General features: G+C 47.0%; 24 protein-coding genes. 17 read left to right on the plus strand and 7 right to left on the minus strand.

From position 1 onward, the window contains the following. Window positions 1-60: 60 nt before the first annotated feature. Window positions 61-333, minus strand: coding sequence for a hypothetical protein (locus KQX66_RS15715; RefSeq protein WP_216793796.1), 273 nt, complete (start codon window positions 331-333; stop codon window positions 61-63). Between the two features lie 24 nt (window positions 334-357). Then, window positions 358-1,284, minus strand: coding sequence for a DUF1385 domain-containing protein (locus KQX66_RS15720; protein WP_216793797.1), 927 nt, complete (start codon window positions 1,282-1,284; stop codon window positions 358-360). Between the two features lie 148 nt (window positions 1,285-1,432). Between KQX66_RS15720 and KQX66_RS15725 the strand changes: the two genes are divergently transcribed. The 4 genes from KQX66_RS15725 to efp all read left to right on the plus strand — a co-directional run bounded on the left by KQX66_RS15725 (window position 1,433) and on the right by efp (window position 4,320). Beyond that, window positions 1,433-1,942 carry a YqhR family membrane protein gene (locus tag KQX66_RS15725; protein ID WP_216793798.1) on the plus strand — a complete coding sequence of 170 codons (510 nt, stop codon included), beginning with the start codon at window positions 1,433-1,435 and terminating at the stop codon, window positions 1,940-1,942. A 172-nt stretch (window positions 1,943-2,114) separates the two neighbouring features. After that, the gene (gene aroQ, locus KQX66_RS15730; protein ID WP_010497518.1) at window positions 2,115-2,561 is read left to right on the plus strand and encodes a type II 3-dehydroquinate dehydratase; all 447 of its coding nucleotides are present in this window, start codon (window positions 2,115-2,117) and stop codon (window positions 2,559-2,561) included. Window positions 2,562-2,564: 3 nt separating this feature from the next. Next, the gene (locus KQX66_RS15735; protein ID WP_216793799.1) at window positions 2,565-3,638 is read left to right on the plus strand and encodes a M24 family metallopeptidase; all 1,074 of its coding nucleotides are present in this window, start codon (window positions 2,565-2,567) and stop codon (window positions 3,636-3,638) included. A gap of 124 nt (window positions 3,639-3,762) precedes the next feature. Beyond that, complete coding sequence (gene efp, locus KQX66_RS15740) at window positions 3,763-4,320, plus strand: elongation factor P (RefSeq protein ID WP_054976995.1); 558 nt, start codon at window positions 3,763-3,765, stop codon at window positions 4,318-4,320. A gap of 378 nt (window positions 4,321-4,698) precedes the next feature. On the opposite strand, the gene KQX66_RS15745 is transcribed toward efp, so the two are convergent. Then, entirely contained in the window at window positions 4,699-4,872 is a 174-nt protein-coding gene (locus KQX66_RS15745) for an Arc family DNA-binding protein (protein ID WP_216793800.1), read from the minus strand. A gap of 146 nt (window positions 4,873-5,018) precedes the next feature. Here KQX66_RS15745 and KQX66_RS15750 point away from each other — a divergent pair, with 146 nt between their 5' ends. From KQX66_RS15750 to KQX66_RS15770, 5 genes are all read left to right on the plus strand, one after another. After that, window positions 5,019-5,303 (plus strand): hypothetical protein, encoded by a 285-nt coding sequence (locus tag KQX66_RS15750; RefSeq protein WP_216793801.1) that lies wholly within the window; start codon window positions 5,019-5,021, stop codon window positions 5,301-5,303. Window positions 5,304-5,661: 358 nt separating this feature from the next. Beyond that, window positions 5,662-5,874, plus strand: a complete 213-nt coding sequence (locus KQX66_RS15755; RefSeq protein WP_216793802.1) for a helix-turn-helix domain-containing protein — start codon at window positions 5,662-5,664, stop codon at window positions 5,872-5,874. Window positions 5,875-5,905: 31 nt separating this feature from the next. Next, the gene (locus KQX66_RS15760) at window positions 5,906-6,436 is read left to right on the plus strand and encodes a YfiT family bacillithiol transferase (RefSeq protein ID WP_216793803.1); all 531 of its coding nucleotides are present in this window, start codon (window positions 5,906-5,908) and stop codon (window positions 6,434-6,436) included. 59 nt (window positions 6,437-6,495) lie between these two features. Beyond that, on the plus strand, window positions 6,496-7,047 hold the full coding sequence (locus KQX66_RS15765) for a hypothetical protein (protein ID WP_216793804.1): 552 nt from the start codon (window positions 6,496-6,498) through the stop codon (window positions 7,045-7,047). Window positions 7,048-7,085: 38 nt separating this feature from the next. Continuing rightward, window positions 7,086-7,646: a hypothetical protein gene (locus KQX66_RS15770; protein ID WP_216793805.1), complete on the plus strand. Its 561-nt coding sequence runs from the start codon at window positions 7,086-7,088 to the stop codon at window positions 7,644-7,646. A 63-nt stretch (window positions 7,647-7,709) separates the two neighbouring features. On the opposite strand, the gene KQX66_RS15775 is transcribed toward KQX66_RS15770, so the two are convergent. Further along, window positions 7,710-8,195 (minus strand): SMI1/KNR4 family protein, encoded by a 486-nt coding sequence (locus KQX66_RS15775; RefSeq protein WP_216793806.1) that lies wholly within the window; start codon window positions 8,193-8,195, stop codon window positions 7,710-7,712. A gap of 162 nt (window positions 8,196-8,357) precedes the next feature. Between KQX66_RS15775 and KQX66_RS15780 the strand changes: the two genes are divergently transcribed. Both KQX66_RS15780 and KQX66_RS15785 read left to right on the plus strand, forming a co-directional pair. Then, window positions 8,358-8,798, plus strand: coding sequence for an HAD domain-containing protein (locus KQX66_RS15780; protein ID WP_216793807.1), 441 nt, complete (start codon window positions 8,358-8,360; stop codon window positions 8,796-8,798). 109 nt (window positions 8,799-8,907) lie between these two features. Beyond that, window positions 8,908-9,453: a hypothetical protein gene (locus tag KQX66_RS15785; RefSeq protein WP_216793808.1), complete on the plus strand. Its 546-nt coding sequence runs from the start codon at window positions 8,908-8,910 to the stop codon at window positions 9,451-9,453. 765 nt (window positions 9,454-10,218) lie between these two features. On the opposite strand, the gene KQX66_RS15790 is transcribed toward KQX66_RS15785, so the two are convergent. The 3 genes from KQX66_RS15790 to KQX66_RS15800 are packed head-to-tail and all read right to left on the minus strand — an operon-like array spanning window position 10,219 to window position 11,663. After that, window positions 10,219-10,689, minus strand: a complete 471-nt coding sequence (locus KQX66_RS15790) for an SRPBCC family protein (protein WP_216793809.1) — start codon at window positions 10,687-10,689, stop codon at window positions 10,219-10,221. Between the two features lie 30 nt (window positions 10,690-10,719). Further along, window positions 10,720-11,160 (minus strand): SRPBCC family protein, encoded by a 441-nt coding sequence (locus KQX66_RS15795; protein WP_216793810.1) that lies wholly within the window; start codon window positions 11,158-11,160, stop codon window positions 10,720-10,722. Between the two features lie 5 nt (window positions 11,161-11,165). Further along, window positions 11,166-11,663: a MerR family transcriptional regulator gene (locus tag KQX66_RS15800; protein WP_216793811.1), complete on the minus strand. Its 498-nt coding sequence runs from the start codon at window positions 11,661-11,663 to the stop codon at window positions 11,166-11,168. Window positions 11,664-12,436: 773 nt separating this feature from the next. Between KQX66_RS15800 and fabI the strand changes: the two genes are divergently transcribed. The 6 genes from fabI to KQX66_RS15830 all read left to right on the plus strand — a co-directional run bounded on the left by fabI (window position 12,437) and on the right by KQX66_RS15830 (window position 19,417). Next, window positions 12,437-13,210 (plus strand): enoyl-ACP reductase FabI, encoded by a 774-nt coding sequence (gene fabI, locus KQX66_RS15805; protein ID WP_498047052.1) that lies wholly within the window; start codon window positions 12,437-12,439, stop codon window positions 13,208-13,210. 89 nt (window positions 13,211-13,299) lie between these two features. Further along, entirely contained in the window at window positions 13,300-14,760 is a 1,461-nt protein-coding gene (locus KQX66_RS15810; RefSeq protein WP_216793813.1) for a class I adenylate-forming enzyme family protein, read from the plus strand. A gap of 52 nt (window positions 14,761-14,812) precedes the next feature. Continuing rightward, complete coding sequence (locus tag KQX66_RS15815; RefSeq protein WP_216793814.1) at window positions 14,813-16,036, plus strand: aldehyde dehydrogenase family protein; 1,224 nt, start codon at window positions 14,813-14,815, stop codon at window positions 16,034-16,036. Then, window positions 16,033-17,718, plus strand: coding sequence for a thiamine pyrophosphate-binding protein (locus KQX66_RS15820; RefSeq protein WP_216793815.1), 1,686 nt, complete (start codon window positions 16,033-16,035; stop codon window positions 17,716-17,718). Before KQX66_RS15815 ends, KQX66_RS15820 begins: the two co-directional genes overlap by 4 nt. 33 nt (window positions 17,719-17,751) lie before the next feature. Further along, window positions 17,752-18,996 (plus strand): beta-ketoacyl-ACP synthase II, encoded by a 1,245-nt coding sequence (gene fabF / locus KQX66_RS15825; RefSeq protein ID WP_216793816.1) that lies wholly within the window; start codon window positions 17,752-17,754, stop codon window positions 18,994-18,996. Window positions 18,997-19,021: 25 nt separating this feature from the next. Continuing rightward, window positions 19,022-19,417, plus strand: coding sequence for a 3-hydroxyacyl-ACP dehydratase FabZ family protein (locus KQX66_RS15830; protein WP_216793945.1), 396 nt, complete (start codon window positions 19,022-19,024; stop codon window positions 19,415-19,417). Window positions 19,418-19,737 lie beyond the last annotated feature (320 nt).

Raw genomic sequence — 19,737 nt, forward strand, 5'->3', positions numbered from 1 at the left:
CAAAAGCGGCAAGCGCTCTTGGGGAGAGGCTGCCGCTTTAAAGGTATGACGAAATCTAAATCAATGGTATTTGGGCGGCTCGTCCGAGCTGTCCTTGCTGCCTTGGATGACGCGGAACGTGGCATTGCGCCGCTTTCCTTTTTGAAACCGGGAGGAGGACGGCCGTTTCGGTTGTCTCCATCGGTTCGGCGGGAACTTGTACAGGAAGAAAATCACGCCGAATACGAGAATCGGGATAATAAAGGTGCCTGGATTAGAGAGAACACTAGCCAGTATCCCGATGGCGATCAAGCCGAAAATCACGTAAGCGACCGTGCTGTTGCGGTTTCTCATGCAGTACCCCTCCTTGTCTTTATGTTAAATTTGCCGGTCGAGCTCCCGCATCCGGTTGAAGGAGGCAATGGATACTTCCACTTGGGAATCGTCCGGTTCTTTGGTCGTGAGCAATTGCAGCCACAGGCCGGGATAGCCGAGGAAACGAAGCACCGGAATGTCCCGCAGGCTGTTGGTAAACCGCAAAACTTCGTAGGACACGCCGATCACAAGCGGAAGCAGCACGATCCGTTGAATGATCCGCTCCAGAAACGAATCGTATTGAAAGAACGAGTAAATGACGACGCCCACGATGACCGTAAAGACGATGAAGCTGCTGCCGCACCGGTAATGCAGCGTGCTGAACTTTTGCACATTTTGTACGGTCAGCTCCAGGCCCGCCTCGTAAGCGCTAATAACTTTATGTTCGGCTCCGTGGTATTGAAATAAACGTTTGATCATCGGCGTAAGCGAAATAAAATAAATATACCCGACAAGCAAAATAATCTTGATCAAGCCTTCGATCAGGTTATGTCCGATCTGGTTCTGGAACAAACCTCCGAAGAGCATTTGCTCGATGGTCGGCGGAACAAGCGTAAACACGAACTTGCCGAACAAAAAGGACAAAATCCCGACGACCGCCACCCCGAGAATCATGGAAATCCTGCCGGTCAGCGATTCCTTCTTCTCTTCCTTAACCACACCTTCTTCCTCGGCAAACACCTCCGCCGAAAAATTCAAGTGCTGCGCCCCTTTGGCGCTCGCTTCGACAATCCCGACAATCCCCCGGATCAACGGAATTTTCTTCAATGCCTGAACCCAGCCGATTTCTTTTCTGGGAACCTCAAGATAATGGATGGTATTATCTTTTCGGCGCACCGCCGTAACGTTCACCTTCTGGCCGGCAAACATGACGCCTTCAATCACGGCTTGGCCGCCGTAAACGGCCGTTGGTTGATTCTTTTCCGACAATACAATACACCTTCTTCTACTATGAATAAATAACGATGAATGATGCCATATCTGTATTTTAGCGAATCCGCAGTCATATTGCCACTTGTTTATCGGTAGAACTTTTGCACATACTAGTGGATATCCGAAATCGAGGAGGGATTTGGGCATGAATCGCCGAAGCGATAGGAAGTTTCGTACGAATCGGTGGAATTTCGCGGTATATATCGGTTTTTTTGCCGGATTGATCTGGGGCGGGGTTCAAATGCTCGCCAACTATTTTCATTTTACTTCGCTATCGCCGGGATTTTTGCTCGAGCCCTTGTACAAGCATTCTTACTTGATGACATGGCGGGGATATTTGCTGGGGTGGCTGGCGTTTATCGCCCTGTCCGTCGTTGCCGCTATATTGTATACGATGTTATTCGCCAAAGCGTACGGTCCGTGGTATGGAGTCGGGTACGGCGTCGCCTGGTGGGCGTTCTTGTTCCTGCTGATCGGGCCGGTCACCGGAATGATGAACTGGATCGCTTATCTCGATCTGAACTCGGTGGTGACCCAAGCGTGCCTGTTCGTGCTATGGGGATTATTTATCGGTTATTCCATCAGCTTCGAATTTACGGACGAGCGGGAGCGGGAGCCGTTTGCCGACGGCCGGGACGAACCGGAGCTAACATGATTCCGCGCGGCTTGCAGACTATCCCCGGGTATGCGTAATTCGGACCGCCTAAACATTGGTAAAACCGCTTTATTTGGCCGCCTGAGCCCGCAAAAAAAAGTTCTCAAACCGGGGAAGGTTATGGTAAAATGGCTAAGTGTGTGCGGATTTATCAGGTTGGGAGGTTTCACGGATGAAGCACATTTTGTTGTTGAACGGGCCGAATTTGAACATGCTTGGCATCCGGGAGCCCGGCGTCTATGGAAGTCTGTCGCTTCAAGCGATAACGGACAGGCTGACCAAGCTGGCGGAGGAGCTCGGCGTCGGATTGGAGTGCTATCAGTCGAATCACGAGGGTGATCTGATCGACCGCATTCATGCCGCCTATGGGCAGAAAGCCGGAATCTTGTTCAATCCGGGAGCGTTCACGCACTACAGCTACGCAATCCGCGATGCCATCAGCGCTGTAGGCATCCCGACGGTTGAAGTACATATTTCGAACATTCATAAAAGGGAAGCTTTCCGTCACGTATCGGTAATCGCCCCGGTAGCCGTGGGCCAAATCGCGGGTTTCGGCGCGAACAGCTACGAGCTGGGCTTGCGGGCGCTGGTCCAGTATATTGATAGCGCGGAGGGATAGCAAATGCAGCAACAGCGAATCGGGCGGCTGCGTAGTCTTTTGGAACAAAAAGGCTTGCCGGCGCTGCTCATCACGAATGCGACGAACCGGAAATATATGACGGGCTTCACCGGATCGGCAGGCTACGTGCTTATTACGGCCGACCGGGCCGTACTGCTGACCGACTTTCGTTACGTGACACAGGCATCGGAGCAAGCGGCCGGCTACGAGATCATCGAGCATGGGCCCAAGGTCGTGGAATCGATTAACGATCTGCTTCGCAAGTGGGGCATAGCCAAGCTTGGCTTCGAGCAAACCGACCTCAGCTACGGCACTTACAGCAGTTATGCCGAAGCACTCGGGGGAATTGAATTCGCGCCGACCGGAGGACTGGTCGAATCGCTTCGCATGATCAAGGACGATGGGGAAATCGCCGTCATGCAGCAGGCGGCCGATCTGGCGGACCGTGCGTTTGTCCACGTTCTCGGGCTGTTGAAGTCCGGGGTCAAAGAGCTGGACATTTCGCTCGAAATCGAGATGTTTGTGCGCAAGCATGGCGCCGCTTCGACTTCGTTCGAAACGATCGTCGCTTCCGGCGAACGCTCTGCGCTGCCGCACGGCAAAGCCAGCGACAAAATTATCGGGACCGGCGAATTTGTAACGCTCGATTTCGGAGCCTATTACAAAAGCTACTGTTCCGACATTACCCGTACGGTCATCGTCGGTACGCCGACGGATAAACACCGCGACATCTACAAGATCGTTCTCGAAGCGCAAATGGAAGCGATCGAGCGAATCAAGCCGGGCATGACCGGCAAGGAAGCGGATGCCGTCGCACGCGATATCATCAAGCGTTACGGTTACGGCGATCATTTCGGCCACGGCACCGGTCACGGGCTCGGGATGGAAGTTCACGAAGCGCCGCGGCTGTCGGTGCAGGGCGATGTTGTACTGGCCCCAGGCATGGTGGTTACCGTGGAACCCGGCATTTATTTGCCAGGCTTCGGCGGCGTCCGGATCGAGGACGATATCGTCATCACGGAAACAGGCAATCGGAGGTTAACACAATCCAGCAAAGACTTGATTGTGATACCATAACTTGATGCAACTTGGTAGCGGCACAAACCAAGGCGAAGCAAGGATAAGTCCGGATGATCCGGAGACTGATTCTTACAAGGCTTGAGGCACTGTCGTCTGCTCACATTTTAGGGAGGTTTTTGTAGTGATTTCAGTTAACGATTTTAAAACAGGCTTAACCATTGAAGTAGACGGCGATTTGTTCACCGTTATCGATTTCCAGCACGTTAAACCGGGTAAAGGCGCTGCCTTCGTCCGTTCCAAGCTGAAAAACCTGCGCAACGGCAACACCGTAGAGCGTACGTTCCGCGCCGGTGAGAACGTGAGCCGCGCTCACATCGAAAACCGTCAAATGCAGTACCTGTATGCCAGCGGTAAAGAGCATACGTTTATGGATACGGAATCGTTCGACCAAATCAACCTGGAAGATAAGCAAATCAAGTGGGAACTGAACTTCCTGAAAGAAAACATGAACATCAACATCATGAGCTACCAAGGCGAGATCCTCGGGATCAACCTGCCGAACAGCGTTGAGCTGAAAGTCATCGAAACCGAGCCGGGCATCAAAGGCAACACGGCGCAAGGCGCGACCAAGAACGCGAAAGTCGAAACCGGCTTGAATGTTCAAGTGCCGCTCTTCATCAACGAAGGCGACGTGCTCTTGATCGACACCCGCGAGGGCCAATACATCTCCCGCGCTTAATCTGAGCGGTGGAAAATCCTTACCTTTCTTCGAAGAGGTAAGGATTTTTTTGTTTAAGGGAAAGGAGGGGAAAGTATTCCTTGTAGCTGCTTTGATTACCTTAATTGTTGGAATATTGAAAGCAAAGAATAACAAGCATAACAGGTGATTAAGAGGGATTATAATAAATAACCTAACTAAAAGCTTACTCTTCTAAGAAATACTAAATATGCTGGGCATATGCTCAGCATGTTGGTTTTGACAGCAAATGTATGGCGGCAAATTATGCCGCTTTTTTCTTTAGTCATCCGAGGTAATTACATAAGTCAGGTAGCGCTTAATTTGCTATTTGGACCTTAAACCCTTGATCAGCTCGAACCGGATTTTAAGTAAAACAAATTAATCGTTTAATTGAATAGTTCCGTTTTCTTTTTCGTATTTGTCAATATGTTGCTCGATTAAATATTCAATTTGCATTGCGATGGATCGTTTATTTTTCTCTGCTATAATTTTGATTTTTTGAAAATTATTTTCATTAAGCCGCAATGTGAACACTTTTTTATTGGTTGTCATAAATTGATAACTCCTTCAAAGTGATTTCACTATTATAACATTTTGATTTCATACTATATACATTCATATTGACATCTTAGTGATATCACTTATACAATGGAAGTATAATGAATTCAAAGTGATGTCACTAGATGGGGGGAAGCTTGATGTTGACGAATCTAAATTCTAGTTTGAATGATTATGTTATGAGGCGGATCGAAGAAATTATACATACTATTTTGCTGAATCATATTGTCTACCGGGAATTATCTGATGAGCTTAGTTATACATTGCGTGAGCTTATTGAGAGGGTACCGGAGAACTGTAAACCTCTACTGTACGAATATAAAGAAAGGGAACACGAACAAACGGTGATAGCATTAGAAGCTATGTACAAACAAGGCTTTATGGATGGGGTATTTTTGAATAAGGAAATACTTAAAGGGAATTAGTTAATATATTTATGCGCTATTTCGAAAAGCTAGTTCTGACTTCCAGGTAAATAATCTTCAGCAAGTCTTAATTAACATAAGAACAATTAAATCCGACGTTCAACTGCCGGACAATATTCTACTTAAAGAAACTCTGTCTTTTAGGCCTTGCTCATACATGATAGTTTCTGCGAGCCCTTGCAGGATATTGGATTTGTATTCATATTCACACAGCAGCATTTTGGAATCATCGGGCAATTGAGTGTAGATATCTTTAAATAGCTTAATGCAATAGCTGAGAACACGAAAATAATTTTGATAAATTAAATTTTAATGGCTATAATTGAAGAAAAGTTTAGATTGTTGAAAGGATAACAAGATGTTAAGCTACAAACCGTTACAGAAATTACTGATCGATCGAGATATAAAAAAGCAAGAATTAATGAAGAAGACAGGGATTTCATCTGCGACCATGGCGAAATTGAACACCAACGAGTATGTATCATTAGAGGTAATCGATAAAATTTGTGCAGCGTTGAATTGTCAGCCCGGAGAGTTGTTGGAATATATAGTTGAAGAAGCAAAGAAGTAAGTAAGATTTTTCGGAGGAGGTTAATCAGAAGATGAATGAAAACATTTTGCGGTATCCAATCGGCCAGTTTAACCCGGTGACGACTACGACAGATGAGGAACGTAAGAGTTACACGAAAGAAATTGCAGATATTGTTCCTTCTCTGCGGAAGATTGTGGGAGACTTCAATGAGGGTCAGCTTCAAACCCCGTACCGTTCCGGTGGTTGGACGGTGCAGCAGGTGGTTCACCACATGGCCGATAACGATGTCAACGCCTACCTTAGATTAAAGCGAGCTTTAACCGAAGATGAGCCTATGGCCAGTTCTTATCGCCCTAATTTATGGGCAGAGCTTAGCGATTATAAGGATACTCCAATAGAAATCTCCTTGGGACTTTTAGAGGCGCTTCATCATCGACTAATCAATACAATTCACGGCCTGAAATCAGCCGATTATGATAGAAGATTCAATACCGAGGTCCTTGGCTGGATCACCGTGGATGTCGCGATTCAAAGATTCATTTGGCATAACAAGCATCATACTTCCCATATTCAATCTTTAGCACAACGAATGAACTGGTGAAAAATGGATGTTTCACAAACGGAATAGGGAAGTGCAATATTACACCGAGGATGAGTCCCATGCAGGATGTTCAATTTACTGAAAACCAGATACAATTTCAAAAGTACCCATTTCAAGCGTCCAGCATATATCCGAATGGCAGCGTCGCATCGGAAGATATTTCTGAAATTTTGATCACCAGGTGCCCTCCCGAAGTCAGATTGAAAAGCGGCGAAGTTCTTTTTGTCTCGGCCGTACATAAAGAGAGTCTGCAAATGTTTGCGAAAAGCAATAAGATCCCTATCGTATCGAGGATAGATACTTGGAGCTTCATCTGTGAGGAGTTTCTGGATACGGAATTTTCAGATGAGGATAAAGAAAGAGTGTATCGGCTCTTGGAAAATGAAGGGCTGGATCGAAACTTTGTCAGTGAAACGAGACAATTTTTGTACATCCCTATGGTGGCCTACAATTCGATTATGTGGGATTGGGCGCACCTGGGTTTATATGACGTCTTGACGGCCATAAGCGGGCAATTTCCGTATGGGGAAAAGGTTAAGTTCACGGAAGAGGCTTTTCATGATTTTTATTGGAAAGCGATGAAATTGGCCATGCGCGAGAGGAATAGGTAAGGTTGGTAATAAAATTATCCTAGAAAGGAAAGCAGCATATGTCTAACCAAAAATCGCATCGCTCTGGACCAGCTTATCTTGAAGGAATTACCATAGCAGAAAACCCGGAAACATGGATGGAGCAAGAATGGACAGGTAAATTGCAGACAAAAGAAGGCCGGACCCAGTTTCGTATTTATTATTACGGAGAGCTGATGGATGACCTGATTGCAGTGACCGATTTCGCTCCTCAACTGATTGTTGCCGAGGATCCGGTTGACGGTGAACGTTACCTTCTGTTCGACGGTTGCAAACACGGTTATAACGCCATGTTATGCGATACCTATACGGCCGAGCAGCAAAACAACCGGACGCCCTTATTGCCCTATCTGGGCAAAGATGGTGAGGATACCTTTGAGGTTTACATCACGGCTTTCTATAATGTCGATTGGGACGAAGAATTTGCGGATGATGTGGACGAAGACGGGCTGCTTGAATTGATTAACGGCGAACGAGTCGATTTTGACGAGGCGAAGCGCAACGGATATGATGCGCTGGGGATAAATATCGTAAATAACAAGGGAGAAAAAATCGAAATTGTGCAGGAAGAGCTTGCCTGAATGCACGCGGGCCCAATTTTTTGATGAAATTGGGCCTTTGCTATTTATTGGCCAAGCTGGCGACTAGTCTGCCTGCAGCTGCAATGCGCCGCGCAAGATTTCAAATGAGCCGCATAAAGCGGTCAAATTTTCTTCTAACACTTCTTCTACCGTTTTATTGACTTCCCTTGCGCATTCTTCTGCATCCTCTTTAACTACCGCGATTTCATGATCAATATACATAATCGGGGGCTCCGCATTCGCCTTTCGGTAGTCGAACACGAGCCAGTTGCCGCTGCTTACGCTCCAAGCGAAAGGAATGATTGTATAAGGTTCCGGGACCAATTCGTTCACCATCTCGATACTATCCATGTAGGACAAGCACGGCCGGATGAAGCGAATCGACCACTCCGTGTACCCGTTAAAGTCCTCCAACCGGTACTCTTTCAGCCAGCCGTTATCGCTGTTTTCGAGGTCCTGAAGCATTTGTTTATAGCTAGTGGGGAATACGATTCCCAATTTCGATTCGATTTCTTCGATCGACAAGGACTCTTGCGCTGATTCCGTCATCGGATTTTTTCCTCCCATTTTCCATGTTCGTTGTTATTATACCCCAGAAGCCTGTCCGACAAAATAAGGACTTTCATCGAAAAAAGTGTGCTAGAATGGGAGAAGAGATTTTGGAAAGGCAGCGGCGAACCTTAAACATCCGGTAAAAATTCGAGGTAAACAATGAAAATAATTTTTTTGGATATTGATGGGGTACTGGTTACTTCAAGACATATGGTGCAGAGCAAGAAATATTTTGGACATGAGTTTGATCCGGCATGCGTCAGGAGTTTACAAGAGATACTCGAAAGAACTGAAGCTAAGATTGTAGTCAGCTCGTCCTGGAGAGAAGGTAGAACTTTAAAACAATTACAATCTATTTTTGAAATCAACGGAATAAATAATGTAGTTGGCATGACGCCAATTATCGAAGGGGCAATACGGGGCAAAGAAATTAAAGAGTATTTAAACCAAATTTTGAATATTGGTTTGGAAGTCGACAGGTTTGTGATTATTGACGATGAAGAAGAGATGGGGGAGCTAGACGATCACCTGGTGGAAACAAGTTTTGAGACCGGGATAACCAGGGCAGTAGCGGACAAGGTCATTCATTTTTTAGTTTAATGACAGCTCGTGAAAGTCGTATCAAGCAGACAGTTTCTTTTACACAATCTAAACGCTGCAAACGTTAGATGTTGAGGGTTTGTGATACTAAGAACAGGAGAAATGAAAAATGTCTGAAATGAATGCCATGAAATCTGAAATTATTGATATGTTAATTACATTAATTCCGGATGCAGTGAAAGAAATACAGGTTCCAATAGAAGACAAAGTCTGCTACATTGCGCTTTATCGAAGTGATTCACACCCATTAGTTGGTCTCATCCAACTTGGCATCGAAACAAGACGAAACAAAATGAAAGATGAAGCGGGTATTTGGGGAGCTTGGAATTCTGGAGATCAGCCAGTGAAGCATCAAAATGACTTAAATGATGAATTGCTTAAAGAGAAGCTGAAAAGGTTACTGGAAATATGTGGAGAATCGGGTGGATATGAAGGAGAATGGTATGAAGCTGAGTGGTGGATAAGATGTACTGAGATTATGAACGAGGTTTCACTGAAATTAAATGAATACGAGTGGAATTCTTACTTCAAAAACATCACGGATGATTTTGTCGTATATGTCGATAGAGAAGATTTAGATGTAGAGAACGGTGACCTAGAATTATGTGTTCCCCAAAATAAACTTAAACTATTGAAAGGGAAAGGTCTGGTTTAAAAAACCAGAGAGACCTAAATAGTGGAGCCGCATGGTCTAGGCCTCTCGGGTGTATAATTGAAAAGATCCCAGGTGATGACATGAGCTTAAACCATGAATTCTTTTTACTTCCAAATGAAATATCTATAAGTGATTGTCGAGATTGGTATTATCTGAATCGGTATACTTGGAAGGATAAAGTAGAGATTTCAGATAACTTAATTTTAGCAAGGTCGATAGCTTTTTAAAGTAAGGTAACCTACAAGGGGAATAGAACTGATTTTCATTTCTTTAAACGAGCTAAGAAAACTAATCCAACACTAGAAGAACAAATTCATGTTTTACTTGGACTAGGAATTACTTTTACAGATGATTCAGGCACTTTAATCAATAACTTGTTAGTTCATTATGATAGAGAAAGTTATGAGGAAAATCCTTTTTATTTACTTATAACCGTAATCGGTGCTGATTTATTAGATGAACGAAATTCGAATGTCTTATGATGTGTGGAGTTTTGATGCCGAGTGTATTGAAGACGAGAATATTTATACAATATTGCTAAGGCATTTCGTTAACTTAGCCAAGGGCGAGTTACCACTGGAGAACATAGAAAGTAATGTTGATTTTGATGAACAAGAAGTCGTGATATGAATTGACAGATAAGAAATTCGTTATTTTAGCATAGCGTAACACTGTGGTCCTGCTGTTTTACGTTCTTTGGTATCTGCACATAAAAAAACCGGCCTTTCGGCCGGCCGCGATCTCGCGGAAAAGGTACTCAGGTTCTCAGACGGACATCTTTTGCAAATGCGCTTCGAGCCGGTCAAGATTTTGCTCGTTGGCTGGAAGTGCGATTTTCTTGATGGCGTTGAATACGGCAGCGTTTTCGAAAAGCTGGCGCCAAGTCAGTCTGGTTTTGCCGCCAAGATCCTCGAAGGTTGCTGTGAGCTGGTAATGAGGTGCACAAAGATGCCGCAGCACGATCCGGTCAGGCCCAATTTCGACAAATTCGCTTTTGTTGTCATAATCCATTCCGTTCGGTCCGTGCATCACAAACTCCCATATTCCTCCCGGCCGCAAATCAAATTCGTGAAACGTGTTCGTAAACCCGTTTGGACCCCACCACTGTGCCAAATGCTCGGGTTTTGTCCAGGCTTCGTAAACGAGAGTAGGGGATGCATTCATTAACCGCGTTGTTACCAATTCGTATTCTTCCGCTGCGATGATTTCGTCGTTTGCCGCACGGTTTTCCGTCATGCCCGTTCCTCCTCTGCATGTTAAAGTAGGTTAGCCGATCTCCAACTGCACACCCAGCTTGTCCAGCATCTCCTTGGTACCGTGTTCGCGCAGAGCCGGCGTGTCGTGGCCGTCCAGGAAGACGCCTTGCTCGGTGAAAATCAGTTTTGTGCCTCCGCCCTCCGGCTTGAACTCGACGGTCGTTGCGGAAACGGAAATCCGCGTCTCGCCCATATCCAAAGTATAGGTGTAAACGATGCGCTCGTCCGGCACAATGTCGTGGTACCGGGCATAGAAGGTAAATACCGGTCCGCCGGGAGGCCCTCCTTGACTGCTTTCTCCACCCCCGACACGGAAGTCAAACTCATCCGCTTTCGAAAACCATTGTTCTTTCAGGCGAGGGTCCGCCCAGTAGGCAAAAACCTTTGCCGGCGAGGCTTTATACACCCGTTCGACGACGAAAGTGTTATGCACGGTAGATCGTTCGTTCATCATTTTCAGCTCCCTTGATTCGATTCGTCGGCATCCTTGTCGAGGATGTCGCCCAGCAGGTCCAGGTGGTTCTCCCAAGTCATCCGACGTTCGAGGATCATTTTTTCATGGCTCTTTTTCATCGTTTCCAATAATTTTGTAAAATCATCGACCGTCACAGGTTGTCTCAAATGCATTAGTTTGGAAACATATTCTAATTCAGACACAAGCTTTTGCTGCATCCGGATAGTTTCTTTCAGACGGGCGATTTGCAGCGACACGATTTCTAGCGGACTGAAGTGCCCGCCGGTTACGACGGACTTAATCTCCTCCAGCGATAAGCCGAGCTCTTTTAACGACAAAATTTGCTGCAATCTCGACAGGTCGGCTTCGTTATACAGCCTGTGCCCCGAATCGGAATGCGCCGACGGAGAAAACAGGCCGATCTGATCGTAAAACCTCAATGTTCGTATCGTGAGTCCCGTGAGCTTAGCAAGCTCTCCCACCTTCCAAAGTCGTTTCATAATCACCTCTTTTTTGTTGCGCATCTGTTTTACCGGTAACTATACTATAAAACATGACGTTACGTCACGTGCAAGTGTTAAAATGCAGCGCCCTCCAGGAATTTATCAATCAAGAGTATAGGAACAGAATGGAAGGAGAGAAAATATCAAGATAAAAGAAAGTCATATTATGCTCCCAAAAGATTCGGATAGACAGTAAAACGGACCATGAATAAATTATGATAATCTCGCAAACAGGCTGCTCCTTATAGAATAGGGTACAGCTTTTTTTGTCTAAAAAGGTCGATTAAAAACACGATTCTCTTTATTTATTGCTTTTAGATCAGGCCTTAAGTCCTTGAATTTATAAACTTTTATATTCATTTATTTTCATTTTCATTACCTCATACCATTGTGGTAAAAAATATTTCATAAGGTTTATTATGGTAATAATTCGGGCTGCATGGTTTTGCCATACTGGAGCTTTAGTGCGCGACGATTTGAAATAATTGTAAATTGGAGTTTGATTTTCGCATAGGCCCTAAGTTTCAATTGAGCATCGCGTGATTACCCAATCACTTTTGAAGGGAATCGAAAGACCTAATATTTAATTAAATTAACAAAATTTATAAAAAAAGATGCATATCAACAGTTTTCAAATTAATTTCCTCATGCTATTATGGTAAATATTATGACAAAAGGTTCATGGTGGAAATATTTCAAATCATTGAATTATGGTTCTCAACTCCTTGATATTGACAAGGATATCATCTCAACATTGGAAGGTGAGTCGTTTGGCTTCTCAACTGTTAACCGGAAAAAATATTTTGATTATGGGTGTCGCCAATAATCGAAGCATCGCTTGGGCAACGGCGCAATCCTTGGCAAGTCAAGGGGCTAAGCTTATTTTCACCTATGAAAACGAGCGGGTGGAAGAGCGGGTTCGCAGTTTGATTGCGACCTTGCCAGGAGCCGAAGCTTATGCCTGTAACGTGACCGTTGACGAAGAAATTGACGCTTTAGGGCAAATTTTGCAAGAAAGTGTCGGTGTCCTGCATGGATACGTTCATAGTGTGGCCTACGCCAAGGGCGAGGATTTGGACGGGATGTTTGTCGAAACATCGCGGGAGGGCTTTCGCATAGCGCATGAAGTAAGCGCATATTCATTGGCAGCGGTCGCCAAAAGAATCTACCCGTTAATGACGGAAGGCGGAAGCATAGTTACGATGACCTATATCGGGGCCGAACGAGCCATTAAAAATTACAATGTTATGGGGGTGGCGAAAGCGTCGCTGGAAGCTTCGGTACGGTACCTCTCCAACGACCTCGGACAATTTAACATTCGGGTTAATGCGATTTCCGCGGGGCCGATTCGTACCTTAGCCGCCTACGGCATAAAAGATTTTAATACGATGTTGAAAAAGATCGAAGAAATAACGCCGCTCCGCAAGAGCATCGACGCCTCCGAAGTTGGCGATACGGCACTCTTCCTGCTCTCCGGGCTTTCGAGAGGGATTACGGGAGAAGTGATCCATGTCGACGCCGGTTACCATATTGTCGGCATGTAGTACGAAGAAAAGGGGGAATACTTTAAAACCGTCGAAGACAGAGTCTGGTCATTCGTCCTACCGACAAAAGATCATAGGAGTGAATTATATTGATTGTTGCCCAATCCGAAAGTCAGATCATTACTCCTGGCCATACGTACAACAAGGATCGGTTTGAAAAAGATGTTCAAGTGTTCTCTCGAATGTTAGGCGTTCGAGGACTCTCCGAGGGTGACAGAGTTATTCTGAAATCGGAAAATTCGTATTGGTTCATTGTGGCGTTGTTTTCCTTGTGTCAGCTTGCGGTTTCGATCGCTGTGGTGGATGAGCAAGTCCAGGCGGACGAGCTGGGTCAAATTTATGCGGATATCGGGGCCAGCTGCATCTTGACGGATGTGGCTGCGGATATCCCGGACGCGACGATTTTAATCATCGAAAGTATGATTCAGGAGGAGGCGGTTTATGAATATTGGGCCGGGGAGGTAAGTCCCTCGCCGATACATATCGATAAGTGGACGGAAATGAAGGATGCGCTGATTCTTTTCTCTTCGGGAACGACAGGCAAGCCCAAAGTCATAGTGAAATCGGGCCGATCCTTTATGGACAATATCAAGTTATCCGTAGAGGCCATGAACTATGTGTCGAGCGATCGTTTGCTCCCCATTGTTCCCTTCTCCCATTTTTACGGAATCTCCCTTATTTTTTCATGGTGGTTGACGCAATGCTCCTTGATCATTAGCAACCATAAAAATCTCTGGAGTATCGTCACCAGTGTTATCAAAGAAAAAGCAACTGTCGTTGATGCAAATCCCTCTGCTTTTTACGCTTTTATTCGTATGTTATTAAGAAAACCGGATCAATTGGAGCAAGTGAAAAATACCTCGGTGCGCATGTGGTGTGTAGGCGGTTCGCCTCTGACGAAGGATTTGGAGGAGAAATTCGCGGAGGTATTCGGCCACCGCCTGCTGAACGGCTACGGATTGTCCGAGCTTGGCAATGTCACCTTGGGGACGCTGGAAAATCCCGAAGGCTGCGGCAGGCCTCTTCCCGGAGTGGAGACTAGCGTCCGGGATCAACACGGTATCGAGCGCAATGAGGGCGAAGTCGGCGAGGTCTGGATACGTACGCCCGGATGCATGGAGGGGTATCTCCATCAGGAGGAGCTTACCCGCTCGGTCATTCAAGACGGATGGTTCAGGACGGGCGATCTGGGCTTTTTGCAAGAAGGGAACCTTCATGTGATCGGCCGGAACGGCAAGTCCATCAACCGAATGGGATATACGTTCTCTCCGGTCTATATCGAGAATCAAATCAGCCGGTTAGGCTTCCGTTCCTGTGTCGTTCCCTTGGACGACGAGAAAAAAGGCACGCTGCTCGTCGTATTCGTCGAAAACGAATCGGCGCAAGAATTGCCCCAATTCCGCAAAAATTTGAACCGAATGCTTCCCACTTACATGTATCCCGATTTGTTGCTGCTTGTCACCCAGTTCCCTTTGAACCGGAACGGTAAGCTTGATCGCCTGGAGCTTGAGCGTATGGCCCAGGAACGGGTTATAGCACAAGAGGTGTGATTCACAAATTATTTTCATACCCCAATAAACAAAATGGAGGAGAAGCGAAGCGATGACGATCAATCTGGGAACGAAGGAAAACACTTTTTTTGCCGAAAGATACGAAAGCATTGAAAAGTGCGTGGACTACTTGACGACCCATCGAAACGAAATTTTAAGTATTTTGTCCAATATCTCGTCGTATCGGGCGGCCAATGCCGAGATCGATTCAACCATTCAAACCTTGCAAGGCGCAATGCGGGAAGTGGAGACGTATCGTCCGGCTTGCCAGGATTCAATGGCCGTCTTTATGCCCTCCAATGTGATTTTATATTCCTATGCGCTGTATTTGCTAATCCCTTCTTTATACGTAGGCCGAATCGAATTCAGAGCCTCCTCGCACGTCGCGGAATATGTCGGCCTGCTGCATGACAAGCTGAAGGAGGTACACCAGCTGCCGATCAGCAATCTTAAAGTAAGTCAAAAGGTTTTTATGGAGAATTCCGTAGGGAATGCCAATATCGTTGTTTTTACGGGCACCTATTCGAACGCGGAGCAAATCAAGAAGCAAATCAAAAGAGAGCAGCTCTATATCTTTTTCGGACAAGGCATCAATCCGTTCATTATCGGACCTGACGCGGACTTGTCGCTGGCTACCGACGATGTGATTCGGATGAGGCTGTTCAATTCGGGACAAGACTGCCTGGGACCGGATATTATCTTGACACACGAAGACATTGCGGAGAGCTTTAAAAACCTGCTGCTGGAAAAAGTGAAAGCGCTGACCTTCGGAGCCAATGACGATCCGAACGCGAATTATTCGCCTATTTTTTATAAAGATATCCTGACGGCCATGTCGGAGTATTTTAATAATAACGACAAATACATCATTTATGGCGGGGGCATTGATTTTCGCACGAAGAAGATGGAGCCGACAATTTTATACAGCAAGCTGGAAGACCGGCTGGAAATTGCGGAGTACTTCTCTCCGGTATTCAATGTCGTCAGCTACCCGAACGATGAGCAGCTCATGAAATTGATCGGTTCCAGCTACTTCAGCGAACGCGCCATGGGGTGCAGCTTGTATGGCTCGGAGCATTTGGCCGACAAGCTGCGCAGAAAACATACGCTTACGATCAACCAAACGTTGGAGGACGTGGAGCAAGGCAATAAAGCGTTCGGCGGGCACGGAACGATGTCGAACTATATTTTCTACGATATGCAGCTGGTCTCGAAACCGATTCTGATTTCCGAGGTTGTTGCGGAATTCCTTTCCGAAAAGAGGATCGAAGTATGAAAACACGTATGGCGGCCTGGGACGTCATCGTCCGCTATCTTCAATTTCTGGGCCTGGAAACGATATTCGGCCTGCCCAGCGACGATTTGAAGGTGTTGTCCTCGCTTCAATCATCGGACATTCGGTTGATCATTTGCAAAGACCAGAGGAACAGTTTATTCATGGCCTCCGGTTATGCGCTGACATCCGGTCAATTGGGCGTATGCGTCGTGGGGAAAGGGCCGGCTCTCACCAATACGGTAACAGGATTGCTGGAAGCTCATCATCTGGGAGCCCCCTTGTTGCTGATTGCGCTTGGAACCGGCAGCGATAAGCTGGGAACGAAGGCCTTCCAGGAAGCGGATCAGCTTTCGTTGGTCAAGCCTCTGGTGAAATGGGCGTATCGGGTCGAGCATCAGGACCGGTTGGTATGGGCATTGGAGAAAGCGTCGTTTATGGCCGTCAACGGGGGAAAAGGCCCGGTGTATCTTGAACTGCCGGAACACATCGCGGATCAAGCCGTGGAGGTAGACCTTCCGTTCCAACCGCTGGAAAGATTGAGCAGCTCCCCTTCGACTAGTGATCTCGACACCGCTTGGGATACGATATCGCAAGCAAGTAAGCCGGTGCTTCTGGTCGGCGGAGGGATGAAACTGGGGACACAAGGGCTTATTGAGTCGTTAGCCGTCAAATTGGGTGCAGCTATTTTTACTACCGCATCGGGCAGGGGAGCGGTCGATGAGGAACATCCTTTATTTTGCGGGGTAGCGGGTCTGTATACGGATAAAAGCATGAGAACCGTATGGCAGGAAGCCGATGTCGTTGTATCGCTGGGCAGCCGGCTGGAGGAAACGGCGACATTCGAGTGGGATGTGATGCTTGCGCATACGCCGATCGTTCAGGTGAATGTCCATTTGGACGATTTCTCGCATCAGTACCGTGGCGTGAAGGTGCTGGGGGACGGGTACTTGGCGGTCGAGCACTGGTTGTCGCGATTCCATCGTCAGCCCGATCGGGATTGGCTCTCTCGAATCGCAAGCTGCAAAGAAGAAGCGTTCCGCAGCAAAGAGGCGTATCTCCGTCAAGTCGGGACGATGCCCCATGTTCATGTGTCGGAAGTGCTGGATGCCATGCAGGCGGAATTTCCGGAAGATTGCATCCTTGTGCAAGAAAACGGTCTTCAGGATATGTGGTCGTATTTTTACCCGTATTACCGGTTTACGGGAAAACGTTTTTCCATCGTTCCCAGCGATCAAACCAGCTTGGGGTTCGGCGCAGCTGCGGCCGTCGGAGCAAGTCTGGCCGATCGCCGTCCCGTAGTGGCGCTTGTGGGGGACGGGGCCTTCAACCTATTCCAGTCCGATCTGATAACGGCTGTCCGGTATCGCATTCCGCTTATCTACATCGTGATGAACAACGGAGGCTACGGCTGGCTGCAGTATCAACTGAATCAACTGGATTTTGCGGGAGAGCCGTTCCGGTTCGTATCGGAAACGCCGCTCGAGCACATGAACGTCATGCAGCATGATGGCGTGGAACAAATCGTCATTCAAGAGAAGCAAGAGTTGAGCGAGAAACTGCGGTTGGCTTTCGCCCGGTATCAAGCGAACAAGCTGGTCGTGGTGATCGTTCCCGTAGCGATTGAGGATGTGCACGATAAGATCCGGCATATTTACGGCGATTTTCCAGTTTACGAAAAATAACGAGCTAGAATACTGCGACAGAGGGTGGGAATCGTGTTGAAGAGACGTGTAGTGATCACGGGACAAGGAGCAATTACGCCGGTAGGATTGAATGTGAATGAATTCTGGACATCGTTGATCGAGGGGAAAAGCGGGATCGGTCCTGTCACCCTGTTTGATACGAAAGACATACCGACAAAAATCGGAGCGCAGGTCGAAGGATTCGATCCTTTGCAATACATGAGCAAAAAGGATGCAAACAAAATGGCGCAATTCACCCAGTTTGCTTTGGCGTCAGCCATGCAAGCCGTGGAGCAGGCGCAGCTTCGCATTGATGAAACCAATGCCTCGCGCGTTGGCGTCGTTGTCGGGTCCGGAGCCGGCGGCATGGATGTTGTGGAAGAGAATTTCAATAAGCTCTTTCGGAACGGTCCCAAACGGGTGAGCTCGTATTACGTTTCATCGATGATGATTAATTCCGCTCCAGGGGAAATTTCGATTGCATTAGGGGCAAAAGGTCCGTCTTACGCCGTCGTTACGGCGTGCGCGACAGGAAGCAATTCGATTGGCGAGGCGATGCGTGCGATCCAGTACGGTACGGTGGACGTCATGATTGCTGGCGGTTCGGAATCCAATTTTGGTATACTGGATTTGGCGTCGTTTGCGAATATCCATGCCCTGTCAAGACGCAACGATGAGCCTCAACGAGCGAGCCGTCCGTTCGACCGCAATCGCGACGGGTTTGTCATCGGCGGAGGCGCGGGAATCGTGGTGCTTGAAGAGCTGGAGTATGCTTTGAAACGGGGAGCTCCGATCCTGGCCGAATTGGTAGGCTATGGATGTACGACGGATGCGCACCATATCACTGCTCCTGATCCGACAGGGCTCGGCGCTGCGGAAGCCATCCGAATCGCCTTGAAGGACGGAGGACTGTCGCCGCAAGAGGTCGGCTACGTTAACGCGCACGGGACAAGCACTCCGTTCAACGATCAAATGGAGATCAATGCGATCAAGACGGTATTCGGCGAGCACGCTCCGAGCTTGGCCATTAGCTCGATCAAATCGATCACCGGGCATTTGATGGGCGGAGCAGGCGCCGTCGAACTGATTGCCACCGTTTTAAGCATGAATCACAGCAAAGTGCCGCCCACGTTAAATTGCGACGATCCGGAAGATCCGGAATTGAACTTTGTGCCTCATGTGGCCCAGGAACGGGAAATTGAGGCGGCAATAAGCAATTCGTTCGGATTCGGCGGCCACAACGTATGTTTGGCTGTTCGCAAATGGCGGGGACATTGATTCGCAAGGAGCTGAACAACACATGATCCATATTCCCGATGTGCTGCCGCATCGCTACCCGTTCCTTTTTATTGATAAAATTGTCGAGGCCGAACAGTCCGTATATGCCAAAGCCTACAAGAACGTCACGTGGAATGAATGGTTTATTTCTCAAGATTGTCCGTATATGCCTCATGCGCTTGTCGTGGAAGCATTGGCACAGTTGAGCGCTTTTACCGCAACAGATGAAACAGGAATTTCGTTTTTATCCTCGCTTAATAAAGTCGAGATGCATTCCTTGGCCCGGCCTGGAGACCGGTTGGATCTGTATTTTGAAGTGACCAAACGAAGAAAAGGGTATCTGCTCGGCAAGGGATTGGCCACTGTCGGCGAGCGGATTATTGTCAAAGCGGAAGAAATTGTGGCATTTTCTCAAAAATAGGATGATTTCGGTGTCTTAAAATCTTGCCGCTGTCGCTCGATAGCGGCTTTTTTTCTTTATGAAATCCAGGCATCGAAAGCAGACGATACAAGAGCAAGTATCATATAAAATCGGGGTTTATTTTACAAAAATATCCAATTTTTATTCGTGAATCCAATTCATTTCAGTTCGAGCGCGCACACAGGCTGGACAAATTTTTGCGAATAGATGGAGTTATGCTTGCAACGAATACGATTCATGGAAATCTAGTAATTACAATAGATATAGATCATCTAGGAGCATTTGGATTATTTTTAAAGGCAATCCATGAAGAAGGTGAC

The sequence above is a fragment of the Paenibacillus oleatilyticus genome, from assembly GCF_018998565.1.
GTDB lineage: Bacteria > Bacillota > Bacilli > Paenibacillales > NBRC-103111 > Paenibacillus_G > Paenibacillus_G oleatilyticus.

Coding starts and splice junctions, on each gene's coding strand:
- KQX66_RS15790 (WP_216793809.1), bottom strand. CDS start 10,689: ATGACGGAAAACCGTGCGGCAAACGACGAAATCATCGCAGCGGAAGAA.
- KQX66_RS15785 (WP_216793808.1), top strand. CDS start 8,908: ATGTCTGAAATGAATGCCATGAAATCTGAAATTATTGATATGTTAATT.
- KQX66_RS15775 (WP_216793806.1), bottom strand. CDS start 8,195: ATGACGGAATCAGCGCAAGAGTCCTTGTCGATCGAAGAAATCGAATCG.
- KQX66_RS15765 (WP_216793804.1), top strand. CDS start 6,496: ATGCAGGATGTTCAATTTACTGAAAACCAGATACAATTTCAAAAGTAC.
- KQX66_RS15760 (WP_216793803.1), top strand. CDS start 5,906: ATGAATGAAAACATTTTGCGGTATCCAATCGGCCAGTTTAACCCGGTG.
- KQX66_RS15715 (WP_216793796.1), bottom strand. CDS start 333: ATGAGAAACCGCAACAGCACGGTCGCTTACGTGATTTTCGGCTTGATC.
- KQX66_RS15770 (WP_216793805.1), top strand. CDS start 7,086: ATGTCTAACCAAAAATCGCATCGCTCTGGACCAGCTTATCTTGAAGGA.
- KQX66_RS15735 (WP_216793799.1), top strand. CDS start 2,565: ATGCAGCAACAGCGAATCGGGCGGCTGCGTAGTCTTTTGGAACAAAAA.
- KQX66_RS15815 (WP_216793814.1), top strand. CDS start 14,813: ATGACGATCAATCTGGGAACGAAGGAAAACACTTTTTTTGCCGAAAGA.
- KQX66_RS15780 (WP_216793807.1), top strand. CDS start 8,358: ATGAAAATAATTTTTTTGGATATTGATGGGGTACTGGTTACTTCAAGA.
- KQX66_RS15755 (WP_216793802.1), top strand. CDS start 5,662: ATGTTAAGCTACAAACCGTTACAGAAATTACTGATCGATCGAGATATA.
- KQX66_RS15745 (WP_216793800.1), bottom strand. CDS start 4,872: ATGACAACCAATAAAAAAGTGTTCACATTGCGGCTTAATGAAAATAAT.
- KQX66_RS15750 (WP_216793801.1), top strand. CDS start 5,019: ATGTTGACGAATCTAAATTCTAGTTTGAATGATTATGTTATGAGGCGG.
- KQX66_RS15820 (WP_216793815.1), top strand. CDS start 16,033: ATGAAAACACGTATGGCGGCCTGGGACGTCATCGTCCGCTATCTTCAA.
- aroQ (WP_010497518.1), top strand. CDS start 2,115: ATGAAGCACATTTTGTTGTTGAACGGGCCGAATTTGAACATGCTTGGC.
- KQX66_RS15795 (WP_216793810.1), bottom strand. CDS start 11,160: ATGAACGAACGATCTACCGTGCATAACACTTTCGTCGTCGAACGGGTG.
- KQX66_RS15725 (WP_216793798.1), top strand. CDS start 1,433: ATGAATCGCCGAAGCGATAGGAAGTTTCGTACGAATCGGTGGAATTTC.
- KQX66_RS15800 (WP_216793811.1), bottom strand. CDS start 11,663: ATGAAACGACTTTGGAAGGTGGGAGAGCTTGCTAAGCTCACGGGACTC.